Consider the following 19,659-nt stretch of genomic DNA (forward strand, 5'->3'; position numbering starts at 1 on the left):
AAAGATCGCAGCCTTCGGCAGCTCCTACAGGGGGACGCGTCCGTGAATTCGCCCCTGTAGGAGCTGCCGAAGGCTGCGATCTCGTGGTATTAGCTATAAACAAATTGTTATAAGCGATATCGAAAATATTGAATTTGGAGATAAGCAGCGCCATTTAAGGCTTCCAGCGCATCGCGCATCCAATGCATTCGAAGAATATTTTCGATGCTGTTAATGCATACGCCGCTGCAGCCCGCGTTGTTGCTTGCTTAGCGTTAATGGCTATAAAAATGTGCATTTATAGTATTTAAGCGAGGGTCACGCTTCGGCCTACTTTCGGCTCCTCAACGCCCGTCGTGATCAAGGAGCCGCACCCATGAACCTTCCCTTCAAACGAGTTTTCAGTCTGTTTGCCATTACGGCACTGGCGGGGCTGCTGGCCTTTACCGCGCAGGCCGATGAACTCAAGGAGATCAGGATCGCCGTCCCTGACCTGAGCGCCGGCACCCAGCACAGCGGCGGCGGTGTGGTGGATGTGCTGCGTGATCGGCAGATCTTCGAAAAAGCCTTCGCCGATCAGGGCATCAAGATTCAATGGAGCTTCTTCAAAGGCGCCGGGCCGGTGATCAACGAGGCGTTTGCCAACGGTCAAGTCGATCTGGCGTATCTGGGCGACCTGGCGGCGATCATCGGCAAGTCCAATGGCCTCGACACACGTTTGCTCAGCGCCAGCGCGCGCGGGGTGAAGCAATATCTGGGCGTGGTGCCGGGTTCGGGGATCAAGACCCTGCAGGATCTGAAAGGCAAGCGCGTGGCGATCTTCCGTGGCACCGCCACGCAGTTGTCGTTCGATGCGGCGCTGGCCAGTCAGGGCCTGAGCGAAAAGGATCTGAAGGTAATCAACCTCGACTTCAATGCAGCGGTCGCGGCATTGGCGGCTAAACAGATCGACGCATCGTGGGGCAGTTCAGGGCTGACGGCCCTGCAAGCCAAGGGGCTGGCGGAATTGCCGCTGAACACCAAGGATCTGGGTGGCGCCGGCAGTGTGCAGTCAGTGCTGGTGGGCACCGGCAAGTTTGTCGACGGGCACCCGGAAGTCGTCGCGAAACTGCTCAAGGCGCAGCAGCAGGCGGTGGATTGGCTGACCCAGGACAGCAACAAGGCTGCCTACGTGCAACTGGTGTCGGGGCTGGCAAGTTATCCATCGGTGATCCTGACCCAGGACCTGCAGGATCAGAAACTCAGCGAAGTGTTCCCATCGACGCTGGACCCGGTGTTCCTCGGCAAATTGCAGGACTCGGTGGATCTGGCGGCGCAGCAGAAACTGATCCGCAAACCGTTCAAGGTCAGCGATTGGGTGGCGCCTGAGTTGGCGGCGGCCAAGCTTTAAAAGCAAAAGATCGCAGCCTTCGGCAGCGCCTGCAGGAGAACGCATTCCCATGTAGGAGCTGCCGAAGGCTGCGATCTTTTGATCTTCAAACCGCGACGCTGACTTCCTGCTTATCCACCGCCACCAACGTCTCGATCATCGCTCTTGCTGCGGGCGACAGGCGAAACCCGGTACGACTGACAATCCCGCAGCGCGCATTCATGCTCTCCAGATTCTGTGGCAGGTTGCGCCAGTGCAGCAGCGCCAGTGAACCTTGGGCAATGTCTTCGACGAACGCCTCTTCCGTGCCCACGCCAATCGCATTGGATTGCAGCACCACTTTCACCAGCGCCGGGAAATGCTCGGTCTCGATGGTCGGCGAAAAATCGATCCGGCCGCTGAGATTCGCCAACAGTTTGCGAATCCCTGGCGGGATCAGCGTGGTCGCCAGCGGGTAGTCGAACATGTCGTTGGTCGACAGGCTTTCCTTGGCCAGCAGCGGGTGCCCGGGCCGGCAGAAAAACACCCCGCGCTTGGGCGTCAGGGCCTGGGTCTGGAAGTTTGGATCGGCCTCGAAATGGCGGATGTCGGCGATGAAGAATTCGATCTCTTCGCGGCTCAGCGCGCGGCTGAGCTTTTCCCAGTTATCCACCTGAAAACAGGTGCGTACTTTCGGGTGCGCGTTGATGAATTGCGCCACCGCATCCGGCACCAGTTTCACCGCTGGCGCCGGGCCGCAACCAAAGTGCAGCTCTCCGGCATCAAGCTTGGTCATTTGCGTCACTTCGGCGCTGAGCAACGCCGCGCCCTGCACCAGGGTCAGGGCGTGTTGCAGCACCACCTGGCCTTCGGGGGTGGGGCGCAGATCCTTGTTGCCGCGATCCACCAGCACGCAGCCGAACTCTTGCTCCAGCCCTTGGATGCTGCGGCTGAACGCCGGTTGAGTGATGCCCATCGCGTCCGCCGCACGGACAAAACTGCGGTGTTCGTTGAGGGCGATGAAGTAGCGCAACTGGCGAAGATCCATATGCTTTTCCGGCATCCTAAAAATAGCTCGAAGGCATTTGCGACGAGGGTTGCTTGAGGTTTTAAATGCAAGCTCTTATTCCGTCAACGAAGCATGTGAATATCTATTAGATGTAAATGGAATATAGATAGAGCGATGTTTCGCTGCCGCCTAACCGCAAGCAGTCGATGAGGGTCTACCCATGAGCAATGCCGCACTCGCTGTAAAACCCGATGTCCATGCGCTGGAAATCCATCCGGTGGCCGGCCGTATCGGCGCCGAGATTCGGGGCGTGCACCTGTCCGGAGAACTGGACGCCGCCACGGTCGAAGCCATTCAGCAGGCGCTGATCCAGTACAAGGTGGTGTTCTTCCGTGAACAGACCCAGCTCGACGATCAGCGCCAGGAAGCCTTCGCCCATCTGCTCGGCGAGCCCGTGGCGCATCCGACCGTGCCGGTGCGTGAGGGCACCCGTTATCTGCTGGAGCTGGACGGCGCCGAGGGCCAGCGCGCCAACTCCTGGCACACCGACGTGACCTTCGTCGACGCCTACCCCAAAGCCTCGATCCTGCGCTCGGTGGTGGCCCCGGCCTTCGGTGGCGACACCCTGTGGGCCAACACCGCGACCGCCTATAACGAACTGCCGACCGAACTGCGCGAGCTGGCGGACAAACTGGTCGCCGTGCACAGCAATGAATACGACTACGCCGGGGCCAAGCCGGACGTGTCGGCGGAGAAGCTCGAGCGCTATCGCAAAATCTTCACCTCGACCGTCTACGAGACCGAGCACCCAGTGGTGCGTGTGCATCCGATCAGCGGCGAGAAGAGCTTGCTGCTGGGGCACTTCGTCAAGCGCATCAAGGGTTATTCGCAAGCCGATTCGGCGCACCTGTTCGGCTTGTTGCAGAGCCATGTGATTCGTCAGGAAAACACCGTGCGCTGGCGCTGGAAGGCCGGTGATGTGGCGATCTGGGACAACCGGTCGACGCAGCATTATGCGATTGATGATTACGGCACTCAGGATCGCATCGTGCGGCGAGTGACGCTCAAGGGTGAAGTGCCGGTTGGGGCTTCGGGGCAACGTAGTCAGACCATTAAAGGCGCGGATATCGTCGGCGTTTGATAAGGCTCCATCGCTGGCAAGCCAGCTCCCACAGAGATTGGTGTCGGACACAAAGGATGTGAACAACGCAAAACCTGTGGGAGCTGGCTTGCCAGCGATGCTTTTAACTACCACACACCGATTTGCACCACCTTCTCGGTCTCCGGCTCGCCATAGCGAAACCGCTGTCCGCGCAAATCGATCTCCTGATGACTGATCGTGGTCCGCCGCTTCAATCCGCGCACCCACTCAAACAGGTACACCGCGTGCTCCTCGCGCACCGCCGCGTAGGCCGGGTCGTCACCCAAATCGCGCAACTCCTGCGGATCATTCAGCAGATCAAACAACTGCGGCCGGAAGCCGTCGTACGCCAGGTATTTCCAGCGCTCGCTGCGCACCATGGTCATGCGGCAACGGTCGATCGGTTGGCCAAGTCGCTCGCGTGCCGGGGCCTGGAAGGCGTAGTCGTATTCGCTGATGGCGTAGCGGCGCCACTCGGGATTTTCGCCGTGCAACAGCGGGATCAGCGAGCGGCCCTCCAGCCGATGCTCGGCGCCCGGCAAACCCAGGGCCTGGAGAAACGTCGGCAATGCATCGATTGTCTCCGCCAGCCGCTCATCCACCGTGCCGCGAGTGATATCCGCCGCCGCACGCGGGTCGCGCACGATCAACGGCACGCCCACCGCTTGCTCGAGCAAAAACTCCTTCTCGCCCAGCCAATGGTCACCCAAAAAGTCGCCGTGATCGCTGGTGAACACGATCAACGTGTCATCCCAACGACCCTTGCTCTGCAGACAATCAAACAGCCGACCGAGTTGATCATCCACTTGCTTGATCAGGCCCATGTAGGTGGGGATTACATTCAATCGTACTGAATCACGGGAGAAGTTGAGGCTTTCCTCATGCTGGCGAAACGCCGTGTATACGGGGTGTTTGCTGGCTTCGGAGGGCGTCGCGCGGACCGCTTCGAGAATCGATTTCGTACTGTACAAGGCGTGGTATGGCGCCGGTACGATATAGGGCCAGTGCGGTTTGATGTAGGAGAGGTGTAAACACCAGGATTTCTCACCTTGCTCGGTGATGAAGTCGATGGCTCGATTTGTAGTGTAGACAGTCTCTGAGAACTGCTCGGGAATTCGCGCTGGCAAATGCGCATGACGCATGTGCCAGCCGCTGAGGATTTCTCCGTTCTCGCCTTCGGCAGCGTTGGCCCACTCGTGCCAGGGGTTGCGCCCGTCGAAACCGTGCTCGCGCAGGTAATGGGTGTAGGGCGCGGATTCGCGTTTGTCGTCGAACAGCGGGTCGTCGGGGAAGATCCCGTCGTGGCGAAAGTACGGCTCGAAACCGACCTCGTTGAGCACCTCGGCCTGCGCGCTGTCCGGGTTGATCGCCAGACGCTGCAGGGCATCGACATTGGCCGTGGCGTGGGTTTTGCCGACCAGCGCAGTGCGAATGCCGTGCGGGCGCAGATAATCACCGATGGTCAGTTCTTCCAGCGGCAACGGCACGGCGTTCCATGCGACCTGATGGCTGCTGACGTAGCGTCCGGTGTAGGCCGACATCCGCGACGGCCCGCAGATCGTGCCCTGGGTGTAGGCGCGGCTGAAGCGCACGCCAGCGGCGGCCAGGCGATCGATGTTCGGCGTGTGCAGATGCGGATGGCCGTAGCAGGACAGGTAATCGCGGCGCAGTTGATCGCACATGATGTAGAGCACGTTGCGCACAGGGTTTTGCGGATTGGACATGAGATTCACCGGTCAGAAAGACAGGCGAGGGTTGTCGCTTTCGGCGGGGGGGTTCGGCAAGTGCATTTGGGGAATGGGTTTTATGCAGTGGATGCATCGGTGACTGTTTCGGCACCATCGCTGGCAAGCCAGCTCCCACAGGATTTGCGCCAAGCCAATATGATGTGAACACCCGCAACTTGTGGGGGCTGGCAAGCCAGCGATAGCGGTAGCTCAGACAGCTAAATTTTCGAGTGAACAAACCTCCTCATCTACCGCATCAATCGCCTTGATCTGCTCAATCATCGCCTCAGCCAGCGGCGACAACCGATACCCCGCCCGACTGACAATCCCATAACGGGTGTACAGCTCCTCCAGGTCATCGGCCAAACCCTCGATCCGCAAACACACCAGCTCGCCCTTGGCCTGATGCAGTGCGTCGGAATACGCGCCAACAATGCCGATGGCATCCGAGCGCAGCACCACGCCGAGCAGGCTTGAGCTGTTTTCGCATTCGACATTGGGGGTGAAATCCGGGCGGCCGCTGAGGTCGACGATGACCTTGCGCAGGTTCGGCGGGCGGATGCTTACGGCCAGTGGATAACTCATCAGTTGCTCGGCCGAGACCCGTTCGAATGCCGCTATTGGATGCTCGGCGCGGCAGCAGAAATGCCATTTGCGCGGTCGCAAACGGTACGTCAGGTAATCCGGATCGGCTTCGAAGTGGCGGGTGTCGGCGACGAAGAATTCGAACTCTTCGCTGAGCAGGCGTTTGCTCAGGCTCTGCCAGTCATCGACCTGAAATTGCACCCGCGCTTTCGGGTAGCGCCCGATGAACGCGCCGATCGCGCGCGGGATCAATCCGGCTGCCGGCGCCGGGCCGCAACCGAAGCGCAACTCGCCCGCCTCCAGCCCATTGAACTGACTGATCTCGTTGGCCATCTGCTGCGCGCCACTGACCAGTCGCCGCGCATGTTCGAGCAACACCTGACCCTGCTTGGTCGGCGGTAATTCCTTGCGCCCGCGATCAACCAACTGACAGCCGACGCTGTGCTCCAGCGCCTGAATGCTGCGGCTGAACGCCGACTGCGACAGGTTCACCGCCTGCGCGCCGGCGACGAAGCTGCGTTGTTCGGCGAGGGCAATGAAGTGTCGAAGTTGGCGCAAGTCGATATGCATTTTTCACATAAAAAATATCCGGGAAATGCATTGGATATGCATTAGGTCGACTCCTTATAAAGGCAATCTCTTATGCAGTAAATATTTGTAAGTCCATAAATAAATAACTGAAAAGAATATGCAGCACTGAAGATGTCTGTGTGTTTTTTGACCAGGAGCCGCGCCATGAGTCCGTTGAACCTTGCGTCACCCTTAACACCACGACGGCTCAAACGCCTGCCTCTGGCCCTGTTGCTGGCGGGGAGTGCCAGCTGGACTCAGGGTTACGCCGCGAACGCCGAAACACCGCCGCCGGCTCCCGCCGGCAAGCCCGCGGCCAACAGCTCGCAGCTGGAAACCGTGACCGTCACCACCCGCCGTCGCGAAGAAAGTTCGCAAGACGTGCCGACGCCGATGAGCGTGGTCAGCGGTCAGACGCTGGAGACGCAGCGGGTCTACCGGATTCAGGATTTGCAGCAACTGGTGCCCAGCGTCAACGTCGCCTACATGCACGCGCGTCAGTCCAGCGTGTCGATTCGTGGCCTGGGCAACAACCCGGCCAGCGACGGTCTGGAAGGCAGCGTCGGTCTGTACATCGACAACGTCTATCTGGGCCGTCCGGGGATGGCGGTGTTCGACCTGATGGACATCGAACAGCTCGAAGTCCTGCGCGGGCCACAGGGCACACTATTCGGCAAGAACACCACCGCCGGGGTGATCAACATCAGTACCCGCGCGCCGACCTTTACCCCGGAGCGCAGCATCGAAACCTCGTTCGGCGAGGACGGGTATTTCCAGACCAAGGGCACCATTTCCGGGCCGATCAACGATCAACTGGCCGGACGTTTTTCGGCCTATCGCACCCGTAGCGATGGCGACATCAAGAACGAATACAACGGCCATGACCTGAACGGTGGCTCGCGCGATGGCTTCCGTGCGCAGTTGCTGTTCAAGCCCAACGAAGATTTCAATCTGCGCTGGATCGGCGATTACAACGAAGAGGACTCCAGCGCCGGCACCCGCGTGCTGTACAACACCGGACCGACCATCAACGGCGTCAACCTCTACCAATCGCGGGCCAATGCCGCCGGCGCGACGCTGGTCAACGGCTCGCACCGCAAGGTCAATCTGGACAACGACCAGCACGTCACCGTGCATCAGGGCGGCACGTCGGTGGAGGCCAACTGGACGCTGCCGAGCGATTTCACCCTGACCTCGATCAGCTCCTATCGCTTCTGGAATTTCACCCCGGCCAACGACGACGGTCTCAACGTTGCGGCGACTTACAACGCCGGAGTTTCGGTCGAAGACAAACAGTACTCGCAGGAATTTCGCCTGGCCTCGCCCAAGGGCGAGTTCTTCGACTACGTGGTGGGCGCGTACTACTTCGGCTCGGATCTGGACAACAAATCCTTCGCCTATTACGGCCCGCAGGCCGACATCTGGAACGGCACGCCACGCGGTGCGCTGGCCAACGTCGGCAGCGTCGGCAACGGCCACATCAAGACCGACAGCTTCGCCCTGTTCGCCCAAGGCACCTGGCACCTCACCGAGCGTCTGGACTTCACCGCCGGGGTGCGTGGTACCTATGAAGAGAAGAACGCCTGGGTCACCCGCGATGCGCCGGTCGGTGGCGCCACTGTCACCGGCGCAGCGGCCACCGCACGACGCGGACGCACGGGTGCCTACGATTCCGGCGATCTGAATCAGTACAGCTCCAGCCCGTCCGGACTGCTCAACCTCAGCTATCGCATCACCGATGACCTGCTCGGCTACGCCACGCTGTCTCACGGTGAAAAGTCCGGCGGGGTGAACCTCGCGGTGGGGTCGGCGCCAACCGCCGGCGCCGACTCGCTGCTGATCGGCACCGAACGCGCCAACAACGCCGAACTCGGCTTCAAGAGCACGCTGTGGGATCGGCGTCTGCAACTCAACGCCAACGTGTTCTGGACTCAGGTCAACGCTTACCAGACCAACGCCTACGATGACGTCAACCGCGTGCAATACCTGACCAACGCCGGTTCTGTGCGCTCGCGCGGCGTCGAATTCGAAAGCACCGTGATCCCGTTGCGCGGCCTGACGCTGAACTTCAACGGCTCGTACAACGACGTCAGCTACCTCTCGTACAAAGATGCGCCATGCCCGCCGGAAGTCAGCCAGGCACCGGGCGCACCGGCGTCCTGCGACCTCAGCGGGCACCAGGTGGTCGGCGCGTCGAAATGGATCGGCAACGCCAACGGCAAATACGAATGGAATCTGGCCAACGGTCTGCAACCCTACGTCACCGGCAGTTACGCGTTCCGCTCCAAAGCGGTGGGCACGGTCGAGGATTCCGATTACGGGCAGATCCCGAGCTACGCCGTGGTCAACCTGTCCACCGGTCTGCGTGGCGATTTCAATCAGGGCCAGTGGGACGTTTCGCTGTGGCTGAAAAACGCCTTCGACAAGACCTATTACACGACGCTGTGGACCGGCGGCAACGGCGGTTATGAAGGCCTGCTCGGTACGCCGCGCACCCTCGGCGTAACCGGTCGCTACGACTTCTGATCCGTCATTCAAGGAGCTGCATCATGTTGCCAGGCAAAACCGCTTTAGCCCTTTTGTTATCCGGCGCAGTCTCAAGCACCGGGGTGTTCGCCGCCCCCAGCGTGTACCCGACCGGCGTCACCCGCTATGACCCGAACAAAGCGTTCAACCAGTACGTGATCTTCAGTGGCGCCGACAAGCAGACCCACTTGATCGACATGAACGGCAACGAGGTGAAAACCTGGCCACAGGCGGGTTTCCCGTCGGCGATCATCGACCCGCAACTGGTCGGCGGCGCGCGCGGGCATGTGCTGTTGCAACTGAGTGACAAGGATCCGGGCAAGCTCGGCTCCGCCGGTAACGGTCTGGGCAATCAGAGCGTCGGTGAACTGGACTGGAACGGCAAAGTGGTCTGGCAGTGGGGTGACAAGGCGCCCGGCGGTGCGGCGCAACAGCATCATGATCAGCGCCGGTTAAGCAACGGCAACACCGTGGTGCTGGCGAACAAGGTGCATAAGGTCAAAGGCTTCAAAGTGCCTGAGGTGATCGACGATGCGATCTATGAAGTCAGTCCTGACGGTGCGGTGAAATGGCAGTGGCTGGCCTCGGAGCACCTGAACGAATTCGGCTTCACCCCGGAGCAATTGAAACTGGTGCGCGCCAGCGATAATCCGGATTACTTGCACATCAACAACCTCAGCGTGGTCGGGCCGAACAAGTGGTTCGATGCCGGCGACAAACGCTTCAATCCGGACAACCTGTTGCTCGATTCGCGCAACGCCAACTTCATTGCGATCATCGACAAGCACAGCGGCAAAGTGGTGTGGCGCCTCGGCCCGAACCTGCCGCTGATCAGCCCGAAAACCGCGCAGAAATTACCGCGTCCGGTGGATCAGTTTGTCGGTCAGCACGACGCGCACATCATCCCCGCCGGGCTCCCCGGTGCGGGCAATCTGCTGGTGTTCGATAACCAGGGTTCGGCGGGCTATCCAAACGTCCCCCTCGGGCTGATTTCCGGTTCGCGGGTGCTGGAAATCGACCCGCAGAAAAATCAAATCGTCTGGCAATACAGCGCAGCGAATTCGAAGCAGCCGGGTTGGGCCTTCTACAGTTCATTCATCAGCAGCGCGCGACGCTTGCCCAACGGCAATACGCTGATCGACGAAGGCATGAACGGGCGGTTTTTCCAGATCACGGCCAGCGGTGAAAACGTCTGGGAATATGTCAGCCCGTATCTGGGCAAGGCGCCAGGCAGTGATGCAATCAGCAACTGGGTCTATCGTGCGCTGCCTGTGAGTTATGACTGGGTGCCGGCGGGAACGCCGCGTTCGGAGACGGCAGTTCTGGTGCCGGCCATCGGTGTGCAACAAACCCAAGTCAGCCGTTAGTTATTAAGGTTCTTCCGATTCGAAATAAGTTATGAACGACATGAATAGTGCCTATAGCAATATCGTTGATAAGTGCCGTGGACAATAAGTCAATGGACAACCATCCTGTGTGTCGTGAGTTTCCAGGAGGGAACTTGCTCTCATCGGAAGACACTTATCCAACGATAAAGGAAATCACGTTATGTCGAGCATTAATGGCAATTATGTAAACGCTAACGCTGGCGCCAAACTGACGATCACCGATGGTAACGATTCCAACGGCACCTTCAGCGGCAAGTTCAGCCAGAACGGCGTGAACTACGACATCGCCTACGGGCATTACCATTTCCAGAACAGTACCGGGCAGCCGACGATCATCACGTTCGCGGCGCTGAATGATGGCACTGGCTATCAGTCCTGGACGCTGTTCTCGCCGGACCACAACTATTCGAAAGTTCGTGCGGTGGGTTCGCGTACTAACTTTGATGGTGATGTTGTGGGGCTGGCAGGAGAGTTCATCAAGCAATAATTGTTCGGTCAATTAAACAGGCCGGGGCACGAAAGTGCTCCGGCCTTTTTGTTGGCGGAGTTTTATTGGCAACTATCGATTTTGTATTAGTTGTCCCATGAAACCGGGTCAGGCGAATTTGATGCGTTGCATGAATACTTTCAATGCCTGAAAAGCATGCGTTTTGCAGCGTAACGCTGCAGCCCTTGTGGCGCGCGGCTTTGGCGGAATTGATCAACTCATTTATTCCAGAAAGGCCTATGCATAACATTAAAGATTACTTTCGGAGATAAGCGACAAACCCAATGATTCACACATCGACTCGCCGTGGGGGATTCAACAAACGGCGGATTGACTGTTGTGTAGAAAACGCAAAAAAGACCGCAGGGAGTGAATCAATGGGCAATGTCCAGACCGCCGCCAGTGCACAAGAGGTGCTGTGGCGCCAGGCACCGAGTGGCGAATTGGTCGATCTCGGCCGGCCCCATCGTGTGCCGTTGGGGCAGTTGCGTTTGCAGCGCGCGCCCAAGGGCATTCTGAGCCGTCGTGAAGCGATCCTGCTCGGCGTGCTGGCGCTGCTGGTGCATGGTGCGGTGATCTACTGGATCAATCAGCATCCGACACCGGCGTTGCCGATCGTGCCGCCGGAAATTCCGCCGATGACCATCGAGTTTTCGCGGCCGGCACCACCCGCGCCGCCCGTGGTTGAACCGCCGCCGCCCGCGCCGGTGGTCGAACCTCCGCCACCGGTTGAAGACGAGTTGGCGGTGAAGCCGCCACCGCCTAAACCGATCCCCAAACCCAAGCCGAAACCGGTGGTTAAACCGGTGCCGAAGCCAGCACCCAAAGCCGTGGAGCAACCACCGGCGCCGCCGCAACCGGCCGCCCCGGTCGCTGCGCCAGCGCCACCTGCACCCGCGGCTCCGGCTCCGGTAACGCCGGCCTCGGCCAACGCCGCGTATTTGAAGAACCCGGCGCCGGAATACCCGTCGCTGGCTCAGCGTCGCGGCTGGGAAGGCACGGTGATGTTAAGGGTGCATGTGTTGGCCAATGGCAAGCCGGGCGAGATCCAGATTCAGAAAAGCAGTGGCCGGCAGCAGCTCGACGACGCAGCGCTCAACGCCGTCAAACAGTGGAGCTTCGTGCCGGCCAAGCAGGGTGATGTCGCCCAGGACGGCTGGGTCAGCGTGCCCATCGATTTCAAGATTCATTAAACCGAAACCTATTCGCGCTAAATGTTTACACGAGGGAACACATCATGACGTTACTGGCCTCTCCACTGGAATCCATCGAAAGTGCGGTGATCTGGCTGCTAGTGGTTTTTTCCGTTGCCACCTGGGGACTGGCGCTGCTCAAGGCTGTGCAGTTCGGTCGTCTGAAGGCGCAGGATCGCAAGTTTCATAAACGCTTCTGGGCGGCGTCGAGTCTCGACTCCGCCGCTGAGTTGAGCGAAACCCAACCCGGCGCTGCGGCCCGGGTGGCACAAGCCGGTTACGCGGCGATTCAGGTGGGTGAGGCGCCGCAGGCCAATGATCTGAGCCAGGCGATCAACCATCAAGATCGCCTCGAACGTGCCTTGCGCCAGCAGATCGTGCGCGAACGGCGTTCGCTGGAAACCGGTCTGGCGGTGGTCGCGAGTATTGGCAGCACCTCGCCGTTTATTGGTCTGTTCGGCACGGTGTGGGGAATCATGGAAGCGCTCAAAGGCATCAGCGCGGCAGGCTCGGCGAGCCTGGAAACAGTCGCCGGTCCGATCGGTGCGGCACTGGTCGCCACCGGTGTGGGGATCGCCGTCGCGGTGCCGGCGGTGCTGGTTTACAACTACTTTTTGCGGCGTCTGAAACTGACGGCGGCGGATCTGGATGACTTCGCCCACGACTTCTACAGCCTGGCGCAGAAGAGTGCGTTCCGCGTGTTGATCCACCCGACTGCAAACAAGGTGTCGGCACCGGGCAACGCGACAAAAGTGAAGGAGGCGTCCTGATATGGCCTTTTCCACGCAAGACAGCGACGAGGTGCTGAGCGAGATCAACGTGACGCCGCTGGTGGATGTGATGCTGGTGCTGCTGGTGGTGTTTATCGTCACCGCACCGCTGCTGACCAATGCGATCCCGATCAATTTGCCGAAGACCGAAGCCGTGGCGCCGGTCGAGCAGAAAGACCCGCTGGTGGTGAGCATCGACGGTGCCGGCAAACTGTTTATCAACAAGGATGAAATCCAGCCGGACCTGTTGGAATTCAACCTCAAGTCGGCCAAGGCGAAAGACCCGGAAGTCCGCGTGCAACTGCAGGCCGACGACGGGGTGAACTACGGCGAAGTGGCGCGGGCCATGGCTTCGATCGAGCGGGCGGGGATTACCAAGTTGTCGGTGATCACCGCGCGGTAACAGGATTTACGTTTTTCCGGGGCCGTCTCCTTGGCAGGGTGCGGCCCTTTTTTTATCTCGCAAAAACTACCCCTGCAGGAGCTGCCGAAGGCTGCGATCTTTTGATTTTGATTTTAAGAACAAGAGCAAAAGATCGCAGCCTTAGGCAGCTCCTGCACAAAACAATTGATATTTCTTTTGAGTCTTAATAAATAGCTTCTTATTCCTTAACGAATATAAATCCCGTCCCTATACTCGATCAGGAACAGACACGACGCAGGAGAGCTCCCCCATGCGCAACGAATCAATCCGTTACCTGATTGTGCCGGGCTGGCAAGGATCGCCAGAAGATCATTGGCAAACCCACTGGCAGAACAGCCTGCCCAACAGCGCCCGGGTGGAGCAGGCCGACTGGCTGACGCCGCGCCGTGAAGACTGGGTCGCGGCGCTGGCCGAAGCGATTGCCGCCGACAGCACGCCAGTGATCCTGATTGCTCACAGCCTGGGTTGCGTCACCGTTGCGCATTGGGCGGCTACCGCGCCCGTGCAATACCTGCGGCAGGTGCGCGGGGCGTTGCTGGTTGCACCGGCGGATGTCGAGCGCCCGACTTGCGCACCGGCGCTGCGTAACTTCGCACCGATCCCGACTGACCTGCTGCCTTTCCCCAGTCAGGTCGTCGCCTCCGACAACGACGCCGCGGTCAGCGCGCCACGTGCGCTGGAGCTGGCGCGCGATTGGGGCGCCGAGGCGGGGATTCTCGCCGGGGCCGGGCACATCAACGTCAAGTCCGGGCACCAGCGCTGGGAGCAAGGTTTCGCTTACCTCTATCGCCTGCAAAACCGCCTGGAACACCACGCGCGGCGTCGCGCTTGAGTGGTATTTTTTCTTTTTGATCGCCCCCGTCTCCCGGCGGTTGTGGGCGGGAGTCTGCCATGAGTTTTGAAGCGTTCGGTCAGCCGTTGCTGACCTTTCCCGATGCGGAAAAAAGCCCCCTGAGCATCCGCGCCAAGGCGCTGGTCTTCGTTGATCCACGTTCGCGGCAACTGCGTGAAGAGCTGGAGCACCTGGCACCACGGACAATCTCGGTATTGATCCGTGGCGAGACCGGCACCGGTAAAGAGTTGCTCGCGCGCCACATCCACCGCGCCAGTGATCGCAGCGGTCTGTTCGTCTCGGTCAACTGCGGCGCGATCAGCCCGACGTATGCCGATGCCGAACTGTTCGGCTATGCCGCCGGCAGTTACACCGGTTCGGCCAGCAGTCGTGCCGGCTGGTTCGGTTCGGCCAACGGCGGCACGTTGTATCTGGACGAGATTGGCGACTTGCCGCTGCCGATTCAGATCAAACTGCTCGCCGCCCTGGAAAATCATGAAGTCACCCGCGTCGGCGCGCATCAGCCGAGCCCGGTGGATGTGCGGTTGGTCGCAGCCACCAGCATCGATCTGGCGCAAGCGGTGGACGCGGGGAAATTCCACGAACGGCTCTATCACTACCTCAGCGAAGGTCAGCTGGAATTGCCGGCCCTGCGCGAGCGGATCGGCGACATCCTGTCGTTGGCCGAATACTTTCTCGGCATCTACAGCCAGCGCCTTGATCTGCCGGTGCCGTTGATCAGCGAAGCCGCGCAGCACCTGCTGGAACGCCACAGCTGGCCGGGCAACACCCGCGAGCTGGAAAATGTCATTCACTTCGCGCTGCTGGTCAGCACTGGCGAGGAAATCCTCCCGGAGCACCTGAACCTGCCACAGACGCTGGTGCAGATCGAAAGCCAGATCAAACAAATCCTGGAAAATGGCAACGCCGCCGATCAGCAGGCGCTAAAGCAGTTACTGAACAACGCAGGCCTCGTGTAGGAGCTGCCGCAGGCTGGGATCTTTTGATCTTGCTTTCAGCGCTTTTAAACCATTGAAAATCAAAAGATCGCAGCCTGCGGCAGCGCCTGCATGTCTATCTCGCGTGTATGAACAAAATGGAATATCAACGTGAATAAACGTTATTGTCCGGGAATAAAAAATCCCGGTATTGTCCGCTTCACGCCAGAGATAGCACTTCACTGGCACACGTATTAATAGCCGTCGCCATTCGCGACCGTGATTCTCGATAAGGACACTGCATGAAAAAGGTTCTGTTGTTTACCGCATTGGCGGCTGCTCTGACTGCTTCCCTGGCCCAGGCCGGCGAGAAACTGGTGGTGGCGGCGACTCCGGTGCCGCACGCGGAAATTCTCGAGCTGATCAAACCGACCCTGGCCAAAGAAGGCGTGGATCTGGAAATCAAGGTCTTCACCGACTACGTGCAGCCGAACGTGCAGGTGGGCGAGAAGCGTCTGGATGCCAACTACTTCCAGACCAAGCCCTACCTGGACAGCTTCAATGCCGGCAAATACAAGGACGACAAGGCCAAGTACCTGGTGACCGTTCAAGGCGTGCACGTTGAACCGTTCGGTGGCTACTCGAGCAAGTACAAGAAACTGGCTGATCTGCCTGACGGCGCGACCATCGCTATCCCGAACGAGGGCAGCAACAGCGGCCGTGCCCTGATCCTGCTGCAGAAGGCGGGCCTGATCGAACTGAAAGATCCGAAAAACGCCCTGGCGACCCCGAAAGACATCGCCAAGAACCCGCACAACTTCAAGTTCAAGGAACTGGAATCGGCCCTGCTGCCACGCGTGCTGAAGGAAGTTGATCTGGACATGATCAACACCAACTACGCGCTGGAAGCCAAGCTGAACCCGACCAAGGATGCATTGGTGATCGAAGGCGCTGACTCGCCTTACGTAAACTTTCTGGTCGCCCGTGAGGACAACAAGAACAGCGACGCCATCAAGAAACTGGCCGCTGCGCTGACCAGCCCGGAAGTCAAAGCGTTCATCGAGAAGAAGTACAACGGCGCGGTGCTGCCGGCGTTCTGATCCGCCGCTTGAACCACCCCTTCAAGGTATGAAAACGCCGATGGCCAGTGAGGGTCATCGGCGTTTTTGTGTGCGCTCGATTTATGGGATCGACATGCCTGTGGCGAGGGAGCTTGCTCCCGCTGGAGGCCGAAGGACTCCCAATCGCGTGCCCGGTTTGCGACTGCTGCGCAGTCGAGCGGGAGCAGGCTCCCTCGCCACAAAATATCAAAAGCCAGATCGGGTTCAGGCCACCTGAGCCTTCAACGCCCGGCGCAACGCCACGAGCAATTTCACGATGTCCTGCGGGTCCAGTCGCTGCGGCACTTTTACGTCCATGTTGTCTTCCTTGTAATGGTTTGGCCGGGGGAGTCTGGCCAAAAGCTGTTCGTCCTTGGAGGGCTTTCACGCAAAAAAGATCCTTCCTACAGCGCAAGGGAAAATAGCCTTCTTATTCCTTCCCGGCAAACCCACAGGGTAGTTTTTTGAGTGATATCAATATGCTTTAACGGTATTTAAATTCTTGTTTTTATACCTATAAAGTCAGCACCTGCCGGACAGTTACCCGCTGTCCATGGACTGCATGACCGTCGCTTACCGAGCGACGTCCAGGATGCTTCATGACTTTCGACTACGCCTTTATCCTCAGTACCCTGCCGGCCTTTCTCAAGGCTGTGGGCGTGACGCTGCAAGTCGGGTTCATCGCCATCGGCACGTCGCTGCTGGTGGCCCTGCTCAACGCGACGATTCTGGTGTTCCGCACGCCTTACCTGCAACGCGCCGTCGGCCTGTATGTGGAGCTGGCGCGCAACACGCCGCTGCTGATTCAACTGTTCTTCGTCTACTTTGCCTTGCCGGCGCTGGGGATCAAGGTTTCCGGATTCACCGCGGCAATCATCACCATGACTTTCCTTGGCGGTGCCTACCTCACCGAGGTACTGCGCGCCGGCATCGATGCGGTGCCGCAGGCGCAACTGGAATCGGGGCGCTCCATCGGCCTGTCCCACGGCCAGTTGCTGCGCTACGTGATCCTGCCGCAGGCGGGGATTCTCAGCCTGCCGTCGCTGTTCGCCAATTTCATTTTCCTGCTCAAGGAAACCACCGTGGTCTCGGCGGTGGCGGTGCCGGAAATCCTCTACACCACCAAAAGCTACATCGCGCTCTACTACAAAACCTACGAAATGCTCGCCGTGCTGACGCTGATCTGCGTGCTGTTGTTCTTGCCGCTGTCGCTGTTGCTCAGCCGTCTGGAAAGGAGGCTCCAGCATGGCCAGTTCGGGTCTTGAGCTGCTCTGGGTGTCGTTGCCGCAACTGGCAAAAGGTGCCGGGCAAACCTTGTCGATTTCGTTCCTGAGCATCGCCATCAGCACCGTTGGCGGCGTGCTCTACGGCGCATTGCGCACGCTCAACGTGAAGTGGCTGAACACGATCCTGCGGGTCTATCTGGAACTGTTCCGGGCGATTCCGGTGCTGGTCTGGCTGTACCTGCTGTTTTTCGGCTTGCCGATTTTCTTCGGACTGAGCCTGCCGAGCTTCTGGTGCGCGGTGCTGGTGCTGTCGCTGTGGGGCGCCAGCGAGGTTGGCGAGGTGGCACGCGGTGCGCTGCATTCGTTGCCGCGCGGGCAGCGTGAGGCGGGGCTGTCGATCGGCCTGAATGCTGCGCAACTGTACGGCTACGTGTTGCTGCCGCAAGCGCTGAAGCGCATGACACCACCGACCATCAACGTCTACACGCGAATCATCAAGACCAGCTCGCTGGCGGTGCTGATCGGGGTGGTCGATGTGATCAAAGTCGGCCAGCAGATCATCGAGCGCACCTACGAATCGGTGCTGATCTACGGCGCGCTGTTCCTGTTTTTCTTTTTTATCTGCTACCCGCTGTCGGCCGCCTCGCGCGTGCTGGAGCGGCGCTGGACGCAAGCATGAGCGCATTGATCGAGTTTCAGGGTTTCAACAAATTCTATGGCGAGCAACAGGTGCTCAAGGGCATCGATCTGCGCGTGCGCAGCGGCGAAGTGATCGTCATTCTCGGCCCCAGCGGTTGTGGCAAAAGCACGTTGCTGCGTTGCCTCAACGGTCTGGAAGAAGCGCACAGCGGCAGCCTGAAATTTGTCGGTCGTGAACTGTTGGACAAGGCCACCGACTGGCGCGAAGTGCGCCAACAGATCGGCATGGTGTTCCAGAGTTATCACCTGTTTCCGCACATGAGCGTGCTCGACAATTTATTGCTTGGCCCGCTCAAGGTGCAAAAGCGCCAGCGCCGTGAAGCGCAGCAGCAAGCCGAAGCGCTGCTCGAACGCGTGGGCCTGGCGGATAAACGCGATGCCTTCCCGCGCCAGCTCTCCGGTGGCCAGCAGCAACGCATCGCCGTCGTCCGCTCGTTGTGCATGAACCCACGGGTCATGCTGTTCGATGAAGTCACCGCGGCCCTCGACCCGGAAATGGTCAAGGAAGTGCTGCAAGTGATTCAGGGCCTGGCCCGCGAGGGCATGACCCTGCTGATCGTCACCCACGAAATGGCCTTCGCCCGCGCAGTGGCCGACCGCATCGTGTTCATGGATGCCGGGCGTATCCTTGAACAGAACCCGCCCGAGATTTTCTTTACGAACCCGCAAACCGCACGCGCGCAGCAGTTCCTGGAGAAGTTCTCCTTCGTTGCAACACTGCCAAAAACGAATCCGACAAAGGAACTGGAACCGCTATGAAAACTGCCGCTTTTTTACTGCCTCTGCTCAGCCTTGCCTTGCTTGCCGGTTGCAGCAAAACCGAAGAACCGCCGAAGCCGAAAGTCGCCAGCGAAAGCGCCGCGCCAGCCGGCTATCTGGACAAGATCAAGGCCCGCGACAAACTGATCGTCGGCGTGTTCACCGACAAGCCACCGTTCGGTTTCGTCGATGAGGCCGGGCGCTACGTCGGTTTCGACACCGACATCGGCCGGCGTTTCGCCAAGGATCTGCTCGGTGACGAGAACAAAGTCGAGTTTGTTGCCGTGGAGCCGGCGAGCCGCATTCCGTTCCTGCAGAGCGACAAGGTCGACCTGATCCTCGCCAACATGACCGTGACTCCGGAGCGCAAGGAGGCGGTGGAATTCACCAACCCGAACCTCAAGGTTGCGGTGCAGGCATTGGTGCCGCAAAGCAGTGCGGTGAAAAAACTGGATGACTTGGCCACCCGCACCACCATCGTGACCACCGGGACTACTGCCGATATCTGGCTGACCAAGAACCATCCGGACTGGAAACTGCTGAAGTTCGAGAAAAACTCCGAGTCGTTGCAAGCCCTGGCCAATGGCCGTGGCGATGCCTACGCGCAGGACAATCTGGTGCTGTTCAGCTGGGCCAAACAGAACCCGGGCTACCGTGTGCTGGAGGAAAAACTCGGCGCCGAAGCACCGATTGCCCCGGCGGTGAAGAAGGGCAATGTCGAGCTGCGTGACTGGGTGAACAGCGAACTGGCGAAGCTGGGTGAAGAGAAGTACCTGCTCAAGCTGTACGACCAATACGTGCGCAAAGAGCTGAGCGATGACACCCGGCCTGAGAGTGTGATTGTCGAGGGTGGCAAGTGGCAGGGTTGATTAATTAAGGCGCAAAAGATCGCAGCCTGCGGCAGCTCCTACACGGACAGCGCTTGTCACCCTATCACGGCGCGACGCGAAACCTGTAG

General features: G+C 59.5%; 18 protein-coding genes. 15 read left to right on the forward strand and 3 right to left on the reverse strand.

All coding sequences use genetic code 11. The features are described 5' to 3' along the window. Positions 1–355: 355 nt before the first annotated feature. Positions 356–1,369, forward strand: a complete 1,014-nt coding sequence (locus OC71_RS15910; protein WP_041071092.1) for an ABC transporter substrate-binding protein — start codon at positions 356–358, stop codon at positions 1,367–1,369. A gap of 85 nt (positions 1,370–1,454) precedes the next feature. On the opposite strand, the gene OC71_RS15915 is transcribed toward OC71_RS15910, so the two are convergent. Then, on the reverse strand, positions 1,455–2,375 hold the full coding sequence (locus tag OC71_RS15915) for a LysR family transcriptional regulator (protein WP_041071095.1): 921 nt from the start codon (positions 2,373–2,375) through the stop codon (positions 1,455–1,457). A 181-nt stretch (positions 2,376–2,556) separates the two neighbouring features. Between OC71_RS15915 and OC71_RS15920 the strand changes: the two genes are divergently transcribed. Next, on the forward strand, positions 2,557–3,477 hold the full coding sequence (locus OC71_RS15920; RefSeq protein WP_041071098.1) for a TauD/TfdA family dioxygenase: 921 nt from the start codon (positions 2,557–2,559) through the stop codon (positions 3,475–3,477). A gap of 107 nt (positions 3,478–3,584) precedes the next feature. Here OC71_RS15920 and OC71_RS15925 read toward each other — a convergent pair whose 3' ends face one another. Next, entirely contained in the window at positions 3,585–5,201 is a 1,617-nt protein-coding gene (locus OC71_RS15925) for an alkaline phosphatase family protein (RefSeq protein WP_041071102.1), read from the reverse strand. 213 nt (positions 5,202–5,414) lie between these two features. Then, positions 5,415–6,359, reverse strand: a complete 945-nt coding sequence (locus tag OC71_RS15930) for a LysR family transcriptional regulator (protein ID WP_041071105.1) — start codon at positions 6,357–6,359, stop codon at positions 5,415–5,417. Between the two features lie 165 nt (positions 6,360–6,524). Between OC71_RS15930 and OC71_RS15935 the strand changes: the two genes are divergently transcribed. The 13 genes from OC71_RS15935 to OC71_RS15995 all read left to right on the forward strand — a co-directional run bounded on the left by OC71_RS15935 (position 6,525) and on the right by OC71_RS15995 (position 19,570). Further along, positions 6,525–8,885, forward strand: coding sequence for a TonB-dependent receptor (locus OC71_RS15935; protein WP_041071107.1), 2,361 nt, complete (start codon positions 6,525–6,527; stop codon positions 8,883–8,885). 23 nt (positions 8,886–8,908) lie between these two features. Next, positions 8,909–10,252, forward strand: a complete 1,344-nt coding sequence (locus OC71_RS15940) for an aryl-sulfate sulfotransferase (RefSeq protein WP_041071110.1) — start codon at positions 8,909–8,911, stop codon at positions 10,250–10,252. Between the two features lie 181 nt (positions 10,253–10,433). Next, positions 10,434–10,760 (forward strand): hypothetical protein, encoded by a 327-nt coding sequence (locus OC71_RS15945; RefSeq protein ID WP_003220553.1) that lies wholly within the window; start codon positions 10,434–10,436, stop codon positions 10,758–10,760. A gap of 377 nt (positions 10,761–11,137) precedes the next feature. Next, the gene (locus OC71_RS15950) at positions 11,138–11,953 is read left to right on the forward strand and encodes an energy transducer TonB (protein WP_041071114.1); all 816 of its coding nucleotides are present in this window, start codon (positions 11,138–11,140) and stop codon (positions 11,951–11,953) included. A 44-nt stretch (positions 11,954–11,997) separates the two neighbouring features. Next, complete coding sequence (locus OC71_RS15955) at positions 11,998–12,723, forward strand: MotA/TolQ/ExbB proton channel family protein (protein WP_041071117.1); 726 nt, start codon at positions 11,998–12,000, stop codon at positions 12,721–12,723. A gap of 1 nt (position 12,724) precedes the next feature. Further along, the gene (locus tag OC71_RS15960) at positions 12,725–13,126 is read left to right on the forward strand and encodes a biopolymer transporter ExbD (protein WP_003220570.1); all 402 of its coding nucleotides are present in this window, start codon (positions 12,725–12,727) and stop codon (positions 13,124–13,126) included. Positions 13,127–13,397: 271 nt separating this feature from the next. After that, positions 13,398–13,979 carry an alpha/beta hydrolase gene (locus OC71_RS15965; protein WP_041071127.1) on the forward strand — a complete coding sequence of 194 codons (582 nt, stop codon included), beginning with the start codon at positions 13,398–13,400 and terminating at the stop codon, positions 13,977–13,979. 59 nt (positions 13,980–14,038) lie between these two features. Beyond that, positions 14,039–14,959 carry a sigma 54-interacting transcriptional regulator gene (locus OC71_RS15970; protein ID WP_041071130.1) on the forward strand — a complete coding sequence of 307 codons (921 nt, stop codon included), beginning with the start codon at positions 14,039–14,041 and terminating at the stop codon, positions 14,957–14,959. A gap of 260 nt (positions 14,960–15,219) precedes the next feature. Then, the gene (locus tag OC71_RS15975) at positions 15,220–16,017 is read left to right on the forward strand and encodes a MetQ/NlpA family ABC transporter substrate-binding protein (protein WP_041071133.1); all 798 of its coding nucleotides are present in this window, start codon (positions 15,220–15,222) and stop codon (positions 16,015–16,017) included. Positions 16,018–16,616: 599 nt separating this feature from the next. Continuing rightward, positions 16,617–17,282: an amino acid ABC transporter permease gene (locus OC71_RS15980; RefSeq protein ID WP_041071136.1), complete on the forward strand. Its 666-nt coding sequence runs from the start codon at positions 16,617–16,619 to the stop codon at positions 17,280–17,282. Beyond that, entirely contained in the window at positions 17,263–17,922 is a 660-nt protein-coding gene (locus OC71_RS15985; RefSeq protein ID WP_041071139.1) for an amino acid ABC transporter permease, read from the forward strand. Before OC71_RS15980 ends, OC71_RS15985 begins: the two co-directional genes overlap by 20 nt. Next, complete coding sequence (locus tag OC71_RS15990; protein ID WP_041071142.1) at positions 17,919–18,701, forward strand: amino acid ABC transporter ATP-binding protein; 783 nt, start codon at positions 17,919–17,921, stop codon at positions 18,699–18,701. The genes OC71_RS15985 and OC71_RS15990 overlap by 4 nt, the downstream gene beginning before the upstream one ends. Then, positions 18,698–19,570, forward strand: coding sequence for a transporter substrate-binding domain-containing protein (locus tag OC71_RS15995; protein ID WP_041071145.1), 873 nt, complete (start codon positions 18,698–18,700; stop codon positions 19,568–19,570). The genes OC71_RS15990 and OC71_RS15995 overlap by 4 nt, the downstream gene beginning before the upstream one ends. Positions 19,571–19,659 lie beyond the last annotated feature (89 nt).

Source organism: Pseudomonas sp. W15Feb9B, assembly GCF_000828175.1.
GTDB lineage: Bacteria > Pseudomonadota > Gammaproteobacteria > Pseudomonadales > Pseudomonadaceae > Aquipseudomonas > Aquipseudomonas parakoreensis.